The organism is Sphingomonas sp. DMC8 (assembly GCF_056314185.1).
On sequence record NZ_JBQUYV010000013.1, the window covers coordinates 1 to 14,891 of the forward strand.

Genomic DNA, 14,891 nt, shown 5'->3' on the forward strand with positions numbered 1-14,891 from the left:
CCCGTCACCACGACCTCCCTCGTCATGGTCACCCATTGATTCAGAACATGATCAAAAACGCAACTGTAATGCTAGGTAGAAGAAGGTGCATTGCCTCGCCGTCGGCGCGTTTGCTTTCCTTGTCAGGATCGGGTCCAATTGCGGCGTACCCGTTACGCGCCGCGATCACGATCGCGCGCCGACGACCGCGTTCGGGTCCCCAGCCATCACTCCTATTGCTCTCCAAACAAAAAATCGACAACCCGTCAGTTTCCGACTGCAAGAATCGATTACGCGAGGAGGAGAAGGAATATGCAAGGCAAGCGGGTAGCAGTTACGGGCGGCTTCGGCGTGTTGGGGCGCGCGGTAATCGGCCGACTCGCCACAATCGGCGCGACACCGATCGCTATCGATCTAGCGCCGGTGCCGGAGCACTGGAGTGGCGTGGCGATCGGCGGTGTCGATATTTCCGATCCTGGCCCCGCTGCGGAAGCGATGGAGCGGATCTCGGAGGAAGGCGGACTCGACGGGCTGGTCAACGTCGCCGGTGGCTTCGCGTGGGAGACCGTGGCCGATGGCGCGATCGCGACGTGGGATCGGCTCTACACCATGAACCTGCGCACGGCACTGGTGATGAGCCGCGCGGCGCTGCCGCTGCTTGCGGTCAAAGGCGGCGCGATCGTGAATATCGGCGCGGCGGGAGCGGCGAAGGCGGCAGCTGGAATGGGTGCCTACGCAGCCTCCAAGGCCGGAGTCGCGCGGCTGACCGAAGCGCTCGCCGAAGAATGGAAGGATGCCGGGGTGCGCGTGAATGCTGTGCTGCCCAGCATCATAGATACTCCGACGAACCGCGCGGACATGCCGGATGCCGACACCTCGCGTTGGGTGCAGCCCGATACGTTGGCTGCCGTCGTCGCCTTTCTTTTGTCGGACGAGGCGTCAGCGGTGACGGGCGCACTGATGCCGGTCACGGGTCGGATTTGACGGACCTGGTTCATCCGAAGTCCGCCAGCGGAAGGCGAATGCCGCTTCTTCCAGGTGACATCGCTGACGATAAGCTCCGCCGACGCGAGCTTCCGTCCACCGTAGATGCGACGCGCACGCGTCGGCGGCACGTACGTCACCCCACTCGCGCGGTCGCGCAAAGTGTCGAACGAGGAGAGGTAATATGCTGAGAAAATTAGAAAAAGTGCGCAGAATCGACATAACAGACATCCGCTATGCCTTTATGGCGATCATGCCCGTCGCATGCCTCGCTGCTGCCTTCTGGCTTTGCGGCTTGCTTTTTTGATAGTCCCAACTTTCAGGAAGCGCGCGGGCCGAGGAAGCGATCAACAGGTCGGGTCCGGATCAACGTACACGCTCGAGCCATCGACGGGATCGACGCAGGCTTTGATCTGGCCGCCCGCGTCAGTTCCCAGCCCGGTATCGACCTCGTCAATGGGTATCTACATACGCCCTTCCGCAGCGGCAGCGCAGAGACGCAAGCGTCCGTCCCGCGCGCCCAAAGGTTCTGATGGCATCAAGCCGCTGTGGTACATCTATTTTTCTTGCTACCAGCAGCGCTTCTTGCCCTCGAGGCGATCCTTGACCCGATCGATCCATTCGACCTCCTCGCGCTGGCTCCAGCCGGCCGTGAAGGGCGATAACTTGTAGGGTGCAGGAAATCGCTGCTGCCGAATGAGGCGGTAGATCATCGTCTTGCCCAGGCCCACGCGCCGCTTCACCTCGTCGATCCGCAATAGCCGGTCGACTTCCTCCGGCGGGGTCATTTCGCCCTCTCGCGTGCCAGTGCCTCGCGCGCCCGGGCAAAGCCGCGGTCGCTGTCGAGAAAGGCGGCGAGAATGGCCGGGATCAGCTCGGCGACAGGCTCTTCGCGGCCATAGGTCTCTGCGTAAACACGCGCGTAATCGCTGAGCGCGAGATGCAGCTCTGGCAGCACCGTGATGGTGAGCTTGACCGGGGTCCGATCAGGAATGCGCGCAAGTTTGAGATCTACCATGGTGTCCTCCTAACCGCGCCACGGCGCGAGGATGAGATCGCGGTGAACGACCAGCCGGACCGGCGCGCCGGGTCGAATCGTAATGGTCGGCTGGATCTGCAGGTTGCGGGAGGTGATCTGGTCGCCAGCGCGCGAAACGTTCTGCTGGGTCGACTCACGGATCGCCTGGACGAGATCGCTCTCGCCCGAGAAAGTCATGTTTGCACCGATGCCTAGCAGGGTCGAAATCGCAACGCCTTTGAGCAGCGCCCAGGTGTGGAAATCGACCCGATCCGCAAGCCCGGCATAGCCCGACGGGTCGGTTGCCGGCACATTGTCGAGCCGGACCGAGCTGCCGTCCGGCAGGATGATCCGCTGCCACACCACCAGCGCGCGCTTCTGCCCGAAAGCGACGACACTGTCGTAGCTGCCGATCAGCCGCGCACCCTGGGGGATGAGAAGGATACTGCCCGTCGCGCTGTCGAAGACCCGCTCCGTCACCTGAGCGATGACGAGCCCGGGGAGATCGGACCTGAGTCCGGTGATCAGGCTCGCCGCGATGACGCTGCCGGCGGACAGCATGTTCGGTGACACTGGCGGGCTCAGCCGGTGCGCATTGACATCGCCGCCGCTGTCGCGCGCAGCCACGAAGTCAGCCTTGCGCTGCTGGGCATTGGGATCACGATCGGGATCGATCCCGAGCCGCGACGCATCGGTGGCTTGGACGGATGGCAAGGATGGGGCCCCATCGGCGGTGCGGGCCGGATCGTTGCGATTGCCCGACTGCACCAGCACCCCCGACTCCCGCGCTGCCTTCAGCTCTGCAGCCATTCGCTCGCGCTCGGTTACGGCGGCCTGATCGGCAGGCGGCGTGCCGCTCTCCGCTCGCGGCGCGATAGCCATGGCGCGCTGGTGCTCAAGGATCGGCCGGCCAAGGTCGCCGGGCAAAGGCGGGCCAAGCTTCGGCACATCCCCATAGCTGCCCGGCAGACGGTTGAGGGTATCGGCGGGCGCCTTCGCGGCTACGGGCGTGTCCTCTGCCGGTGCCGCCAGGTGCAGGTCCGTAGATCGCAGCGCTACCCACGCCGTCGCGGCCAGACTGACCGAGCCGAGCGCCGCGATGCCGACAATGGTTCCCCGTTTGAAGCGGATCGTACGCGCGGGCTGTGCGCGAAGCGCCAGCGTTTCCGGGTCCACCTTGGCCGGGACGGCAGGCGCTTCAGGTGCCGATGGGGATGCTGCCTCGGCGGTCATGATTCCCTCCGGTCAGGCGAACCTTCGGCCACCCGGCGGATGCGGACAATCTGCTGGTGCTTCGTGCCGAGGCGAAGCTCGGCGACATCGAAGATGCGATCGACGACATAGAAGCGGCCCTTCACGCGGTAGTTGACGAGCTGGGCCTCGCCCTTCTCGCCCACCACGAAGATGGGGGGCGCCTCCCCGACGGCCAGCGTTGCCGGGAACTCGATGAAGGTCTGCCGCCCGTCGTCGAAAGCGCGAAATGGCCGCCAGGCCGGTCGATCGCCCGACACGACGTAGTTGAAGTGCAACTGCTCGACCTCGATACCGGTCGCCACCGGTGCAACCGCCTCGGCTTCTGCGGTGGCGCGCTTCAACGCGATCAGCGCATCCTGCGGATAGGTCCAGGCGAGCGCAACCATTGCCGCCTTAGTCTTGCTGGTCAGGTTGAGATGATAGGTGCGCCGGTCCGTGGTGATGACAAGGTTGGTGGACAGGCCCGCGCTGAACGGCTTGACGAGCACATGCGTCCGCCGCTCCGCGGCCGAACCGCTGGTGGTATCGCCGATCACCCAGCGGGCCGTGTCGCCGCTCGCGACGGCGACCAGCGTTTCGCCCGGCTGCAAGGCAATGTCGGTTACCCGCTCCGGCGCCGTGGCGGCGGAGTAGATGGCGCCGTCGGCGAACGGATATGTCTGCACGGCGTTGACGGAGCCGTGCACGACGGGAACGTTCGTAGCCCCCTCCTCGGCGCCGACAATCGGCGAGGGAACGCGCCCGGCATTATCGCGCGGCGAAGTTGCCCCTGCACTGGCGTCTGCAACGATCAGGCAAGGCACCAGCAGCGCGGCGATTGCGAAGGGTCTCGTCATGGCTGGGTCTCCGGATTGACGGTAGGTTGAGCGCCAAGGTTCGGGTCGAGCGGCGAACCGAGCGGCACATTGCTGGGCGGGTGCGCAGTATGCGTCGAAGCAGTCGACGCTGCGGGCTCGAGTTCACGGCTCCAGTCGATCGCGTCGATGTAGATACCGAGCGGGTTCTTCCGGAGCGTGTCGGCGGATACCGGCGGTTTGGTCAGGATCGTCAGGATGCCGGTCCAATGGGAAGTGCCTGCAGCACTCCCGCGCTCATAGGCGGTCTCGGTCCACTTCACCTGGAAGGAGCGATCCGATGCCCGGACGACGCTGGTCACCTGGACCGACACGGTGCGCTGGCCGATCCTGGCGAACGGGTCTGCCGCCCGCGCGTAGTCGCTGAGAAACTGGCTGCCGCGTGTCGTGGTGAAGTCGAAGGCCGAGAGCCAATTGCGCCGCGTCAGCACCGGATCGAGCGAGACGCCACGGACATTCTCGATGAACTTCGCGAGATGCCAGGCAATCTGGGGATCGGTGGGGCGGTAGCCCGCTTCCGCCTCGGTGACTGCCCGGGCCTCGCCCAGGCGATCGACCTCGACGACATAGGGCGTGACGCGGCTTTGCAGCGACTGCCAGATGAGCGCCCCCGACATCGCGGTCGACACCGACAGCGTGCCGAATGCCATCAGCCGCCAGTTGCGGGCCTGGACACGGGCCGACCCGATGCGATCATCCCAGACCTGCCCGGCGCGTTGATAGGGCGTCTCGGGCTCGGGCGTCTGCGCGTAGCGCTGGACGGCACGCTTAAAGAACATGGGATATGAAGATCATGGCTCAATCTTCCCTTTCCTTGATGTCGGGGGTGGCGGAGGCGCCGCCGCGATCGCCGTCCTTCAGCGTCTGCATGGCGACATGGCGGTGATGACGGGCGTCCTGCTGGCGACGCAGCGACTGTGCCCAGGGCGGCGCGCCTTCGGCGGCCTCACCCAATCCCAGCGCTGACGAGGCCTTCTGGCGCATCGTGTTGCCCACCGCCTGCGCCATGCCGCCGATGCCAGCGCCGACGCTCGACGATCCGGCCGCGCTCTGGCCGAGCTGGTAGGCGGCAGACACAGCCGAACCGATCGTCGTGCCGGCCCGGATCGCGCCGAGCGCAGCACCGCCGACCGCACGGGCCGCGCCCATGGCGGCGCCGCCACCAAGTGCTACGACACCAGCTGCACCAACGGCGCTCCCAAGCGCAGCGCCCGCCCCCAGTTGCGGGGCACCGGCAACGAGGCCTGACGCAATGCCCGGACCGAAGATGCCGAGGCCGAACAGCGTGAGCGAGGCCAGCACAAGGCTCATGGCCTGGCCGATGTCGGGTTCCTGCCCCTGAAGGGCGGTGGTGAATTCGCTGAAGAAATTCGAGCCAATGCCGACGATGACGGCGAGCACCATCACCTTGATGCCCGAACCCACCACGTTGCCGAGCACGCGCTCCGCGAGGAAGCTGGTCCGGTTCCAGAGCGCGAACGGCACCAGCACGAAACCGGCGAGCGTCGTCAGCTTGAACTCGACGACGCACACGAACATCTGCACGGCGAGAATGAAGAAGGTGATGATCACGATCGCCCAGGCGAACAGCAGCACGATGATGGTCAGGAAATTGTCGAAGAAGCTGGTGAAGCCCATCAGCTTCGAGACCTGGTCGAGCATCGGCCAAGCCGCCGAGAAGCCGGTGCCCGCAAGGCGACCGGGTTTCAGCAGATCATCCGCCGAGAGCGTGCCACCGCCGGCGGTCAGGCCGGCTGCCGCGAAGGAGCGGAAAATGATGTCGGCCAGCGTCGAGAAGCGGTTCAGGATGAACGCGAACGTGCCGATATAGAGGATCTTCTTGATGAAGCGGCCGATCACGTCCTGTTCGCCGCCCATCGCCCAGAACAGACCGGCAAGCGTGATGTCGATGCCGATCAGGGTCGTGGTGAGGAACGCGACGTCGCCGCCCAGCAGCCCGAACCCGCTGTCGATGTAGCGGATGAAGGTTTGCAGGAACCGATCAATAACGTTCAGGTCGTTCATGGGAAGATCCTGGGAAAGAGGCCGCGGGGTCCGATCTGGGGAGCGGAATCGAACCCCGCGGCGGCAGCGGCGAAGAGGCGAATTCGCCGCCGCCCGCGCACCGGCTCGGACCTATTGGCCCGGGGGCAATGGGCTGTAGGCCGAGCCGGAACCGAGGAACTTGGTGGTCGCCGCGCGGGCGTCGATCTCGGCCTGCGCGCGGCGCGCCTGCTCGAACGTCTGCGCCCGATATTGTGCCGCCATCAGGTTCTGAATCTGGAACTGCTGCTTGGCGGTGAGGGCGAGCAACTGGTTCGTGGCCTGTTGCGCCTGCAGCGCGCCTTCGGCACCCTGGCTGCGCGATACGATACCGGTCAGGGTCTGCGCGTCAGCCTGGACATTTTCGACGACCTGCGCCTGCACGCCCATCGTCTGTTTGTAGGCCGCCATCTCGGCGTCGAGGCGGGACCGTGCGGCAACGACCTGGCCGTTCATCGTCAGCGCCTGATTGAAGCTCTGGGGAAAGAGCTGGCGGAACTGCTGGTCGAGACCGTCGACACGGAACTGGATGCCCTGCGCCTGCCCCATCAGCTGGTCGATCTGTTGAAGCGTGCTGGTGATCGCCTGGATCTCAGGGAAGCCGATCGTGGCGAGATTCTTCGCCTGGTTGATCAGGCTCTGTGCCTGATTCTGCAGGCTGCGGATCTGGTTGTTGACTTGCTGAAGGGTTCGCGCGGCGGTGAGCAGGTTCTGGCTGTAGTTGCTCGGATCGAACACGGTGAACTGCGCATGGGCGGGCGCGCTCGGCACGATCAGTGCGCAGACCAGCGAACCGATGGCGCCGGCCCCGAGTGCGGTCGTGACCAGATATTTGCGGATTGGGATACGCATCACACTTCACTCCTTGGCTTGAGGGACGGGAAAATCGGCGAGGAGGCCGGCGGCCCAGTCGAGACCGGCCCCTTCCAGAAAGCGGGCAGCGAAATCGTGCGCGCCGTGTTTGGCCAGCAGCGAGTCGATGCGCGCCTGGGTCGCAGGATCGGAGGCGCCGCAGAGCGCCAGTGCAATCGGACCGAGGCCCAGCTCGAACGGGCGGTTGCCGCGTGCGGATTGCAGATAATAATGCCGCTTGGGGGTCGCGCGGCTGACCAGCTCGATCTGGCGATCGTTCAGCCCGAACCGCTCATAGGCGGCACGCGACTGCGGTTCGATCGCCCGGTCGTTGGGCAGCAATATGCGCTGCGGGCAGCTTTCGATGATGGCCGGCGCGATGCTGCTGTCGGTGATGTCGGCAAGGCTCTGCGTCGCGAACAGCACCGCGACATTCTTCTTGCGCAGGACTTTAAGCCATTCGCGGATGCGCGCGGCGAAGAGCGGGTGGTCAAGGAAGATCCAGGCCTCGTCGAGCACCAGCAGCGTTGGTCGCCCGTCGAAGCGCTCCTCCAGCCGGTGGAACAGATAGGTCAGCACCGGGGCGACGACGCCCGCCTGTCCCATCAGCGCCTCGGTCTCGAAACATTGGACATCGGCGAGTGCGAGATGCTGCTCGGCCGCGTCGAGAAGCCGACCATAGGGGCCGTCAAGCGTATAGGCGGTGAGCGCGGTGCGCAGCGCATTGGACTGGAGCAGCATGGCCAGCCCGGTCAGCGTGCGCTCCTCCAGGGGCGCAGAGGCGAGACTGCCCAGCGCCGACCAGACGGCGTCCTTGACCTCGGGGGTAACGACGACCTTCTCGTGCGCCAGCAGCGCCGCGATCCATTCTGCCGCCCAGCTTCGCTCGGCCGATTCGTCGATGCGGCATAGCGGCTGGAACGCGAGGGTGTCGCCGCTGTCCGCGCCAAGACCGAGGGCATGATGCGCGCCGCCCATCGCCAGCACTGCCGCGCGCGCCGAATAGCCCTTGTCGAAGATGTAGAGCTGGGAACCAGTATAGCGCCTGAACTGCAACGCGATCAGCGCCAGCAACACGGACTTGCCCGCGCCGGTCGGGCCGACGACGAGCATGTGCCCGACATCGCCGACATGGGTCGAAAGGCGGAACGGGGTCGATCCGCTGGTCTGGGCATAGAGCAGCGGCGGTCCGCCGAGATGCCGGTTTTCTGCTGGTCCGGCCCAGACGGACGATAGCGGCATGAGATGGGCCAGGTTGAGGGTATGGACCAGCGGCTGGCGCACATTTGCATAGGCCTGGCCGGGCAGCGACGACAGCCACGCCTCGACCGCGTTGACGCCTTCGCGCTTGGCGGTGAAGCCAAGGCCGTTGACGATCCGCTCGACCGCGCGGACCTTGTCCTCGGCGCGGTTGCGATCGGTGTCCGACACCGTGATCGTCGTAGTCAGGTAACCGAACGCGACATGATCGCCGCCAAGCGCCTGCAGCGCGAGGTCGGCATCGACCACCTTGTTGTCGGCGTCAGTGTCGAGAAGCTGGACCGGCTGGTTGTACATCACCTCGCGCAGCAGCGCGGTGATCGACTTGCGCTTGTTGAACCATTGCCGACGGATCTTGGTGAGTGCTTTGGTGGCGTCGGTCTTGTCGAGCGCGATGAAGCGCGTGACCCAGCGGTAGCCGAAATCCTGATGGTTGAGCGCGTCGAGGACGCCGGGCCGGCTGAGGTTAGGGAATCCCAGCACTGTCAGGGTGCGCAGATGCCGGTCCCCGAGCATCGGCTCCAGCCCACCGACCAGCGGCGTGTCCGCCAGCAGCGCGTCGAGATAGATCGGCGTTTCCGGCACCGCCACCGGGTGACACCGGCTGGAAACGGTACCGTGGAGATAGGTCAGTGTCTCGGCGTCATCCAGCGCCCGCACTTCGGGCATGAAGCCCGACAGGAGATCGAGCACGCGATCGGTCTCGGCGAGGAAGCCGGCGAGACTGGCGTGCCAGTCCCGGCCCTTCGCATCATCGGGTCGCTCGACAAGCGTGCGTCCCGCAGCGTCGCTGCTGTCGGCGGGCGGCAACCAGACCAGCGTGCCGTGATAGACACTCTCGAAATGCTGGCCTTCGGCTTCGAACCCGGCACGCCGTTCCTGCTCGACCAGCCACGACGTCGCATCGGGGAAATCGCTCTCGGGGTAATCAAGCGCCTCGCGTCGTTCGGCCTCGAAGAACAAGGCCCAGCCCGAGCCGAGCCGCTTGAGGACATTGTTGGCGCGCGCGCAGGTCGCGACCAGCTCCCCCTCGGTCGCGCTTTCGAGATCGGGGCCGCGAAACGCGAAACTGCGCTGGAAACTGCCGTCCTTGTTGAGGACGACGCCGGGTGCGACCAGCGCGGCCCAGGGCAGATGGTCGGCGAGCCGGTCTGCGCGCGACCGATATTCGGCAAGGTTCAGCATGCCAGATATCCTTTCTGGCGCAGATGGCGGAGCAGCACCGGCACGAAGTCCGGGTCGCGACGGGCCGCTACACCCAAGATGCTGTGGCCGATCGCCCAGAGCGCGATCCCGACCAGCCATTGCTGGAGGCCCAGTCCAACGGCGGCGGCGACCGTGCCGTTGACGATCGCGATGCCCCGCGGCGCACCACCGAGCAGGATGGCTTGTCCCAGGCTGGCGTGGATCGGCGCCTCGAAGCCCTCGATATGGCTCATGCCACCAGCGCCCCGCCGCCGAAGCTGAAGAAGGACAGGAAGAAGCTCGACGCCGCGAACGCGATCGACAGGCCGAAGACGATCTGGATGAGCTTGCGGAAACCCCCGGCGGTCTCGCCGAATGCGAGCGCAAGCCCGGTGGAAATGATGATCAGCACCGCGACGATCTTGGCGACCGGTCCCTGGACCGATTCCAGCACCTGCTGGAGCGGCTGCTCCCAGGGCATGCCCGCGCCGCTGGCATAGGCGCGGCTGGTGATGGTGGCCGACAGGCCGAGCATCAGCCCGGTCAGGAAGAAGCGGTCGCGGTTCAGAATCCGAACGGTCGTCATGTCAGTCTCCTTGCAAGTCAGGGGTTGGCGCTGGTGTGAGATCGACGACGGCGTAGCCGCCGTCTGGGTCGAGCCCGGCGACACGGGCGATCGTCTCGATGCGCCGCGCGGTGCCGCGCCCGGCGATGAACACGATGATGTCGATGGCTTCGGCGATCAGGCGGCGCGGCACGGTGACCACTGCCTCCTGGATGAGCTGCTCGATCCGGTAGAGAGCCGATGCCGCGCTGTTGGCATGGACGGTCGCGACCCCGCCGGGGTGGCCGGTGTTCCAGGCCTTGAGCATATCCAGCGCTTCGCCGCCGCGGACTTCACCAACGATGATGCGATCTGGCCGAAGTCGCAGCGTCGAGCGCACAAGATCGCCCATGGTGACGGTGTCGGCTCGGGTCCGAAGCGCAACCGTGTCGGGTGCCGGGGACTGCAGTTCGCGGGTGTCCTCGATCAGGATCACCCGTTCGTCGAGATGCGCCATCTCGGCGAGCAGCGCGTTGGCGAGTGTCGTCTTGCCCGAACTCGTCCCGCCGGCGACGAGGATGTTGCGGCGATCAACGACGGCCTGGGCCAGGAGCCTCGCGGCTTCCGCCGACAGGATGCCGTCGGTCACATAGTCCATCAGCGTGTAGATGCGGGCCGCCGGCTTGCGGATCGAAAAGCAGGGGGCAGTCGAAACCGGCGGCAGGACACCCTCGAACCGCTCGCCCGCCCCGTTCCCGAGCGGTGGCAGTTCGGCCGATACGATGGGCCTGTCGCCATGGACGTCGGCCCCGACATGCGATGCCACGAGCCGGATGATCCGCTCGACCCGGGACGCGTCGAGCTTTACATCGGTGTCGACCCGACCTTCGCCGAGGATATCGATGCGGAGCGCGCCGTCGGGATTGACCATGATCTCGAGGACGCGGGGGTCGCTGAGTGCGGCGGCAATGGCCGGCCCCATTGCAGTGCGCAGCATGGCACGGCGACGTTCCGTCGAAACGCTATCGGCGGGAGGCGGCATCATGATGCAGCTCCATCGGTCTCGGAGGGTATGAGCGTCCGCCTGCCGCCGGCGAGGTGCCGACCGACCTGCGCGACGAATGCCTCGAAGCGGTCACGCCCGATCGCGCGGGCTGCGGCATCGGCTTCGGGCAACGGCGCCGTCACCATCAGCTGGTAGCGGACGAACAGCGCCAGGCTCTCCAGCAGCACGTCGATGTCGCGCCGCGCGCCAGCAAGCTCGCGGGTCAGGCGGTCGAGACGAAGCTTGAGCAGATCGTCAACTTCTTTGGTTCCCCGGCGCGCCAGCCAGTCCTTCAGCGCGTCGTTGACGAGGTGACTCTTGTTGCCGCGCGGGCCGGCGGCGAGCGCCTCCAACGCGTCGCTGAGTTCGCGGTCGATATAGAGGTTCTGGCGGATCTTCATGGCTGCCTCAGAAATCCGGTATGAGGTCGCGCTTCGCGCCCTCGTTGATGGCATGCCCCCGGACAACGGCGTTCTGCCCTTGCGCCTGGTCCATGGCGCGCTTGTCGGCGGTGACGTCGTCATCGTCGGGCACGACCTGCGGATCGCGCGTTTCGGCGGCGTCGTTCGTTCTGGAGACCTGCTGGGGAAGGCCGGGATGGCGCTGCTGCTGCATGCCACCATCGTCTTCGCCACCCGCGGCGTCCCCGGCCTGATGCAGTCGGTCGTCGGTGCTGCGTACTTGGTTGGACCAGTCGTCGCCGCGCGACTTCGGCCGATCGGCATATTGGCCCGGCGTCAGTTTGGGTGCAGCAGCCACGCGTGCGGTGAAGTTATGGTCGCGGAAATAGCGCAGCTTGCGCGCCCGGATCGGCGCGAGGCCGGAGACGAGCACAAGCTCCTCGTCGGGCGAAAGCTGCATCACCTCGCCCGGCGTCAGCAGCTGCCGGGCAGTTTCCTGGCGGCTGACCATGACGTGGGCGAGCCAGGGGGCGAGCCGGTGCCCGGCATAGTTGCGCATCGCCCGCTGCTCGGTCGCGGTGCCGAGTGCATCGGAAATGCGCTTGGCGGTCCGCTCGTCATTGGTCGCGAAGGCAACGCGAACATGGCAATTGTCGAGAATGGCATTGTGTTCGCCATATGCCTTCTCGATCTGGTTGAGGCTCTGCGCGATCAGAAAGGCACGGATGCCGTAGCCGGCCATGAAGGCGAGGCTGGTCTCGAAGAAGTCTAGGCGGCCTAATGCCGGGAACTCGTCGAGCATCATCAGGAGTTGGTGCCGCCGCACGGACGCGCCGGGCTGGTCGAGCCGCTCGGTCAGACGGCGGCCGATCTGGTTGAGCACGAGCCGGATCAGCGGCTTGGTGCGGCTGATGTCCGATGGCGGGATGACCAGGTAGAGCGACAAGGGCCGTTCGGCCTCGATCAGGTCGGCGATCCGCCAGTCGCAGCGCGACGTAACCTCCGCGACGGTCGGATCGCGGTAGAGGCCGAGGAAGGACATCGCGGTCGATAGCACGCCCGAGCGCTCGTTTTCGCTCTTGTTCAGCAATTCGCGCGCGGCGGACGCGACGACGGGATGGACCTTGGGGTTCTTGTCGTCGCCGAGATGATTGGTGGTCATCATCCGGCGGAGCGTGGCGACGAAGCTGCGCTGCGGATCGGAGAGGAAAGTGGCAACACGCGCGAGGGTCTTCTCCTTCTCGGCATAGAGAATATGGAGAATCGCGCCGACCAGCAGCGAATGGCTCGTCTTCTCCCAATGATTGCGACGTTCGAGCGCGCCCTCGGGATCGACCAGGATGTCGGCGATATTCTGGACGTCGCGCACTTCGTGGGTGCCGCGCCGGACTTCGAGCAGTGGATTATAATGCGCCGAGGCGGCGTCGGTGGGGTTGAAGAGCAGGCAGTGCGAAAAGCGCGCGCGCCAGCCGGCCGTCAGCGTCCAGTTCTCACCCTTGATATCGTGAACGACCGTCGAACCAGTCCAGGACAGCAAGGTCGGTACGACGAGGCCCACGCCTTTGCCGCTCCGTGTCGGCGCGAACGCCATGATGTGCCCGGGGCCGTCATGGCGCAGATAGCGGCCAGAGAGCGTGCCGAGCATGACGCCCGCGTCGCGATGCAGCCCGGCGCGCCCGATCTCGCGGGGACTTGCCCAGCGCGCCGAACCATAGGTGGTGACGTGGCTCGACTGGCGCGCGCGCCACAGCGAACCGAAGATCGCCGCCGCGCAGCCGAGGAAACCGCTGGCGCCAGCCAGCATGCCCGCCTTGTCGAAGACGACCGGCGCATAGGCATCATAGTGATACCACCAGCCGAACAGCGCCCAGGGATGGTAGATGGGCACGGTGCCGAGCCAGAACCACGGGGCACCGAGTTCGGGCTGGTAGGCGAGCATCGCCGCCGCCCACTGCGTCGCGGACCAGACGCCCGCGATCACGATCGTGAAGACGACAAGGATCTGGCCGATGAGCAATTTTGTGGGTGTCACGTCGAGGCTCCCGCCCGCCGGACAGGACCGGCTCGGGCGGATTCAGACTCGGTGACGGGGGCCCAAAACGGAACGGCGCTGATGGGCGCTGATGGGCTCGCTTCGGTTCAGTTTGGCCTGTGGGAGAAACCGGAAGCTGTGAAAGGAAGCGGCTGTCGAGCGATTTCGGTCAGAGGCCGGCGTCGTTCCTCAGCGCGTCGAGGCGCTCGCTCGAGACGGTCGCCACGATGTCGCGAAGGGATCGGACCGACTGCGAGAGCGCGTCGAGGTCGTCATTGCCGATGTCGTAGCTGGCCGAATAGCGCGCCTCGACATAGGCGCGTTTCAGTAGCTCGAAGCGGCGGCGGTCGATCCGGGCCGTGCGCGGCCACGCCTCGATTAAGCGCGGTTCGCTGTCCTCCGCGAGCGAGCGAAGGAACTTTATGTTATGCGAGCGTGGGAAATAGAGGGTGCGCACCAGCAGAAAGCAAATATAGGCACGTTCCGTCGCTTGATGGAGTGAGAATGCCGCTTCCTTGCGCCACCCGAGATCGTCAACCCCTTTCAGCGCCTGCTCCTTTGCCGTGGCCAAAGCCCTATCTGTACTCAGCAGCCATTCGGTCAGGTATTTTCCTGCCATCTCATAGGCATCGGCCGCAGTGAGCGGCTGGGGCGTGGCGAGCGCACTGCCGGGCAGTTCGTAGAGAACGATCCCGTCGCGCGCGATATCGACCCAGAAATACTCGCCGCGGCTCAGTGCTTGGTTCACTTCGTCCAGCGTGTGGACGATGATGTTCACCGGCCGGGCAATCGTGTTGTCGCGCAGGATCTTGTCCTCCGCGACGTACCAATAACCGGCTATGTCAGTCAGATCGGGATGGCTGACGATGACGAGCAGATCAAAATCCGACTGGTATCCGTTTTCCGGTTCATCCACCCAGTCGGTCCGCGCATAGCTGCCGAACAGGATGATCTTGAGAATGCGCCCGTTCTTCTTCCACGGCTGGTTCGCGCGCGAAATCGCTTCGGCAAATTCGCTCATGAGAATTTGCTTCACCCGGCCCAGTTCGGCTTGCTGGACCGGCGGCAGATGGTCGACATCAGAACGCACGGTGCTGAGTCTCGCGACAGACTGGTCGCTTGGCAAGCCTGGAACGCACGCGGGCCTGACGATGCATCCCCGGCGAGCGGGCCGCGAAACATCTGGCATTGGCGGCAGGAGCCGGATGGGAATCGGAATGGCCGGCCGAGGATGACTGTAACGGGACGCGATAATCGCCGATCCGCATCATCGAATAGCGGTTCGAGACCAGAATGCAAAATTTGGCACTGGCGGCTGCCGACCACAATGCGTCGTTCTGCTTGTCGAGCGGGATGAGGGCTTATGAGACCTGTGCGCGGGTGGCTGTAAGCAGTTGAAATTGATTGAACCTGAGGGGCGTTCGCTCGGGGCCGGCGGAG

At 65.4% G+C, this 14,891-nt stretch carries 15 protein-coding genes; 1 reads left to right on the forward strand and 14 read right to left on the reverse strand.

All coding sequences use genetic code 11. The features are described 5' to 3' along the window. Positions 1 to 291 precede the first annotated feature (291 nt). Positions 292 to 963, forward strand: a complete 672-nt coding sequence (locus ACT53K_RS19190; protein ID WP_476230419.1) for an SDR family oxidoreductase — start codon at positions 292 to 294, stop codon at positions 961 to 963. A gap of 569 nt (positions 964 to 1,532) precedes the next feature. On the opposite strand, the gene ACT53K_RS19195 is transcribed toward ACT53K_RS19190, so the two are convergent. The 14 genes from ACT53K_RS19195 to ACT53K_RS19260 all read right to left on the reverse strand — a co-directional run bounded on the left by ACT53K_RS19195 (position 1,533) and on the right by ACT53K_RS19260 (position 14,541). Next, positions 1,533 to 1,751: a helix-turn-helix transcriptional regulator gene (locus tag ACT53K_RS19195; protein ID WP_476230420.1), complete on the reverse strand. Its 219-nt coding sequence runs from the start codon at positions 1,749 to 1,751 to the stop codon at positions 1,533 to 1,535. After that, positions 1,748 to 1,981 (reverse strand): DUF2274 domain-containing protein, encoded by a 234-nt coding sequence (locus ACT53K_RS19200; RefSeq protein ID WP_476230421.1) that lies wholly within the window; start codon positions 1,979 to 1,981, stop codon positions 1,748 to 1,750. Before ACT53K_RS19200 ends, ACT53K_RS19195 begins: the two co-directional genes overlap by 4 nt. A gap of 9 nt (positions 1,982 to 1,990) precedes the next feature. Further along, entirely contained in the window at positions 1,991 to 3,214 is a 1,224-nt protein-coding gene (locus tag ACT53K_RS19205) for a TraB/TrbI/VirB10 family type IV secretion system protein (protein WP_476230423.1), read from the reverse strand. Beyond that, positions 3,211 to 4,071 carry a P-type conjugative transfer protein TrbG gene (gene trbG, locus ACT53K_RS19210; protein ID WP_476230424.1) on the reverse strand — a complete coding sequence of 287 codons (861 nt, stop codon included), beginning with the start codon at positions 4,069 to 4,071 and terminating at the stop codon, positions 3,211 to 3,213. The genes ACT53K_RS19205 and trbG overlap by 4 nt, the downstream gene beginning before the upstream one ends. Continuing rightward, complete coding sequence (trbF, locus tag ACT53K_RS19215; RefSeq protein WP_476230425.1) at positions 4,068 to 4,868, reverse strand: conjugal transfer protein TrbF; 801 nt, start codon at positions 4,866 to 4,868, stop codon at positions 4,068 to 4,070. Before trbF ends, trbG begins: the two co-directional genes overlap by 4 nt. Before the next feature lie 19 nt (positions 4,869 to 4,887). Next, positions 4,888 to 6,114 (reverse strand): P-type conjugative transfer protein TrbL, encoded by a 1,227-nt coding sequence (trbL, locus tag ACT53K_RS19220; protein ID WP_476230426.1) that lies wholly within the window; start codon positions 6,112 to 6,114, stop codon positions 4,888 to 4,890. Positions 6,115 to 6,225: 111 nt separating this feature from the next. Continuing rightward, complete coding sequence (gene trbJ / locus ACT53K_RS19225) at positions 6,226 to 6,984, reverse strand: P-type conjugative transfer protein TrbJ (RefSeq protein ID WP_476230427.1); 759 nt, start codon at positions 6,982 to 6,984, stop codon at positions 6,226 to 6,228. A 6-nt stretch (positions 6,985 to 6,990) separates the two neighbouring features. Next, positions 6,991 to 9,429: a conjugal transfer protein TrbE gene (gene trbE, locus ACT53K_RS19230; RefSeq protein ID WP_476230428.1), complete on the reverse strand. Its 2,439-nt coding sequence runs from the start codon at positions 9,427 to 9,429 to the stop codon at positions 6,991 to 6,993. Further along, entirely contained in the window at positions 9,423 to 9,683 is a 261-nt protein-coding gene (locus ACT53K_RS19235; protein ID WP_476230429.1) for a VirB3 family type IV secretion system protein, read from the reverse strand. The genes trbE and ACT53K_RS19235 overlap by 7 nt, the downstream gene beginning before the upstream one ends. Further along, positions 9,680 to 10,015: a TrbC/VirB2 family type IV secretion system protein gene (locus ACT53K_RS19240; protein ID WP_476230431.1), complete on the reverse strand. Its 336-nt coding sequence runs from the start codon at positions 10,013 to 10,015 to the stop codon at positions 9,680 to 9,682. Before ACT53K_RS19240 ends, ACT53K_RS19235 begins: the two co-directional genes overlap by 4 nt. A 1-nt stretch (position 10,016) precedes the next feature. Continuing rightward, complete coding sequence (trbB, locus tag ACT53K_RS19245; RefSeq protein WP_476230432.1) at positions 10,017 to 11,018, reverse strand: P-type conjugative transfer ATPase TrbB; 1,002 nt, start codon at positions 11,016 to 11,018, stop codon at positions 10,017 to 10,019. Then, positions 11,015 to 11,419 carry a CopG family transcriptional regulator gene (locus ACT53K_RS19250; RefSeq protein WP_476230434.1) on the reverse strand — a complete coding sequence of 135 codons (405 nt, stop codon included), beginning with the start codon at positions 11,417 to 11,419 and terminating at the stop codon, positions 11,015 to 11,017. The genes trbB and ACT53K_RS19250 overlap by 4 nt, the downstream gene beginning before the upstream one ends. 7 nt (positions 11,420 to 11,426) lie before the next feature. Beyond that, a complete protein-coding gene (locus ACT53K_RS19255) occupies positions 11,427 to 13,451 on the reverse strand; it encodes a conjugal transfer protein TraG (protein ID WP_476230436.1) in 2,025 nt (674 codons plus the stop codon). 169 nt (positions 13,452 to 13,620) lie between these two features. Next, positions 13,621 to 14,541 carry a HEPN domain-containing protein gene (locus tag ACT53K_RS19260; RefSeq protein ID WP_476230438.1) on the reverse strand — a complete coding sequence of 307 codons (921 nt, stop codon included), beginning with the start codon at positions 14,539 to 14,541 and terminating at the stop codon, positions 13,621 to 13,623. Positions 14,542 to 14,891: the final 350 nt, after the last annotated feature.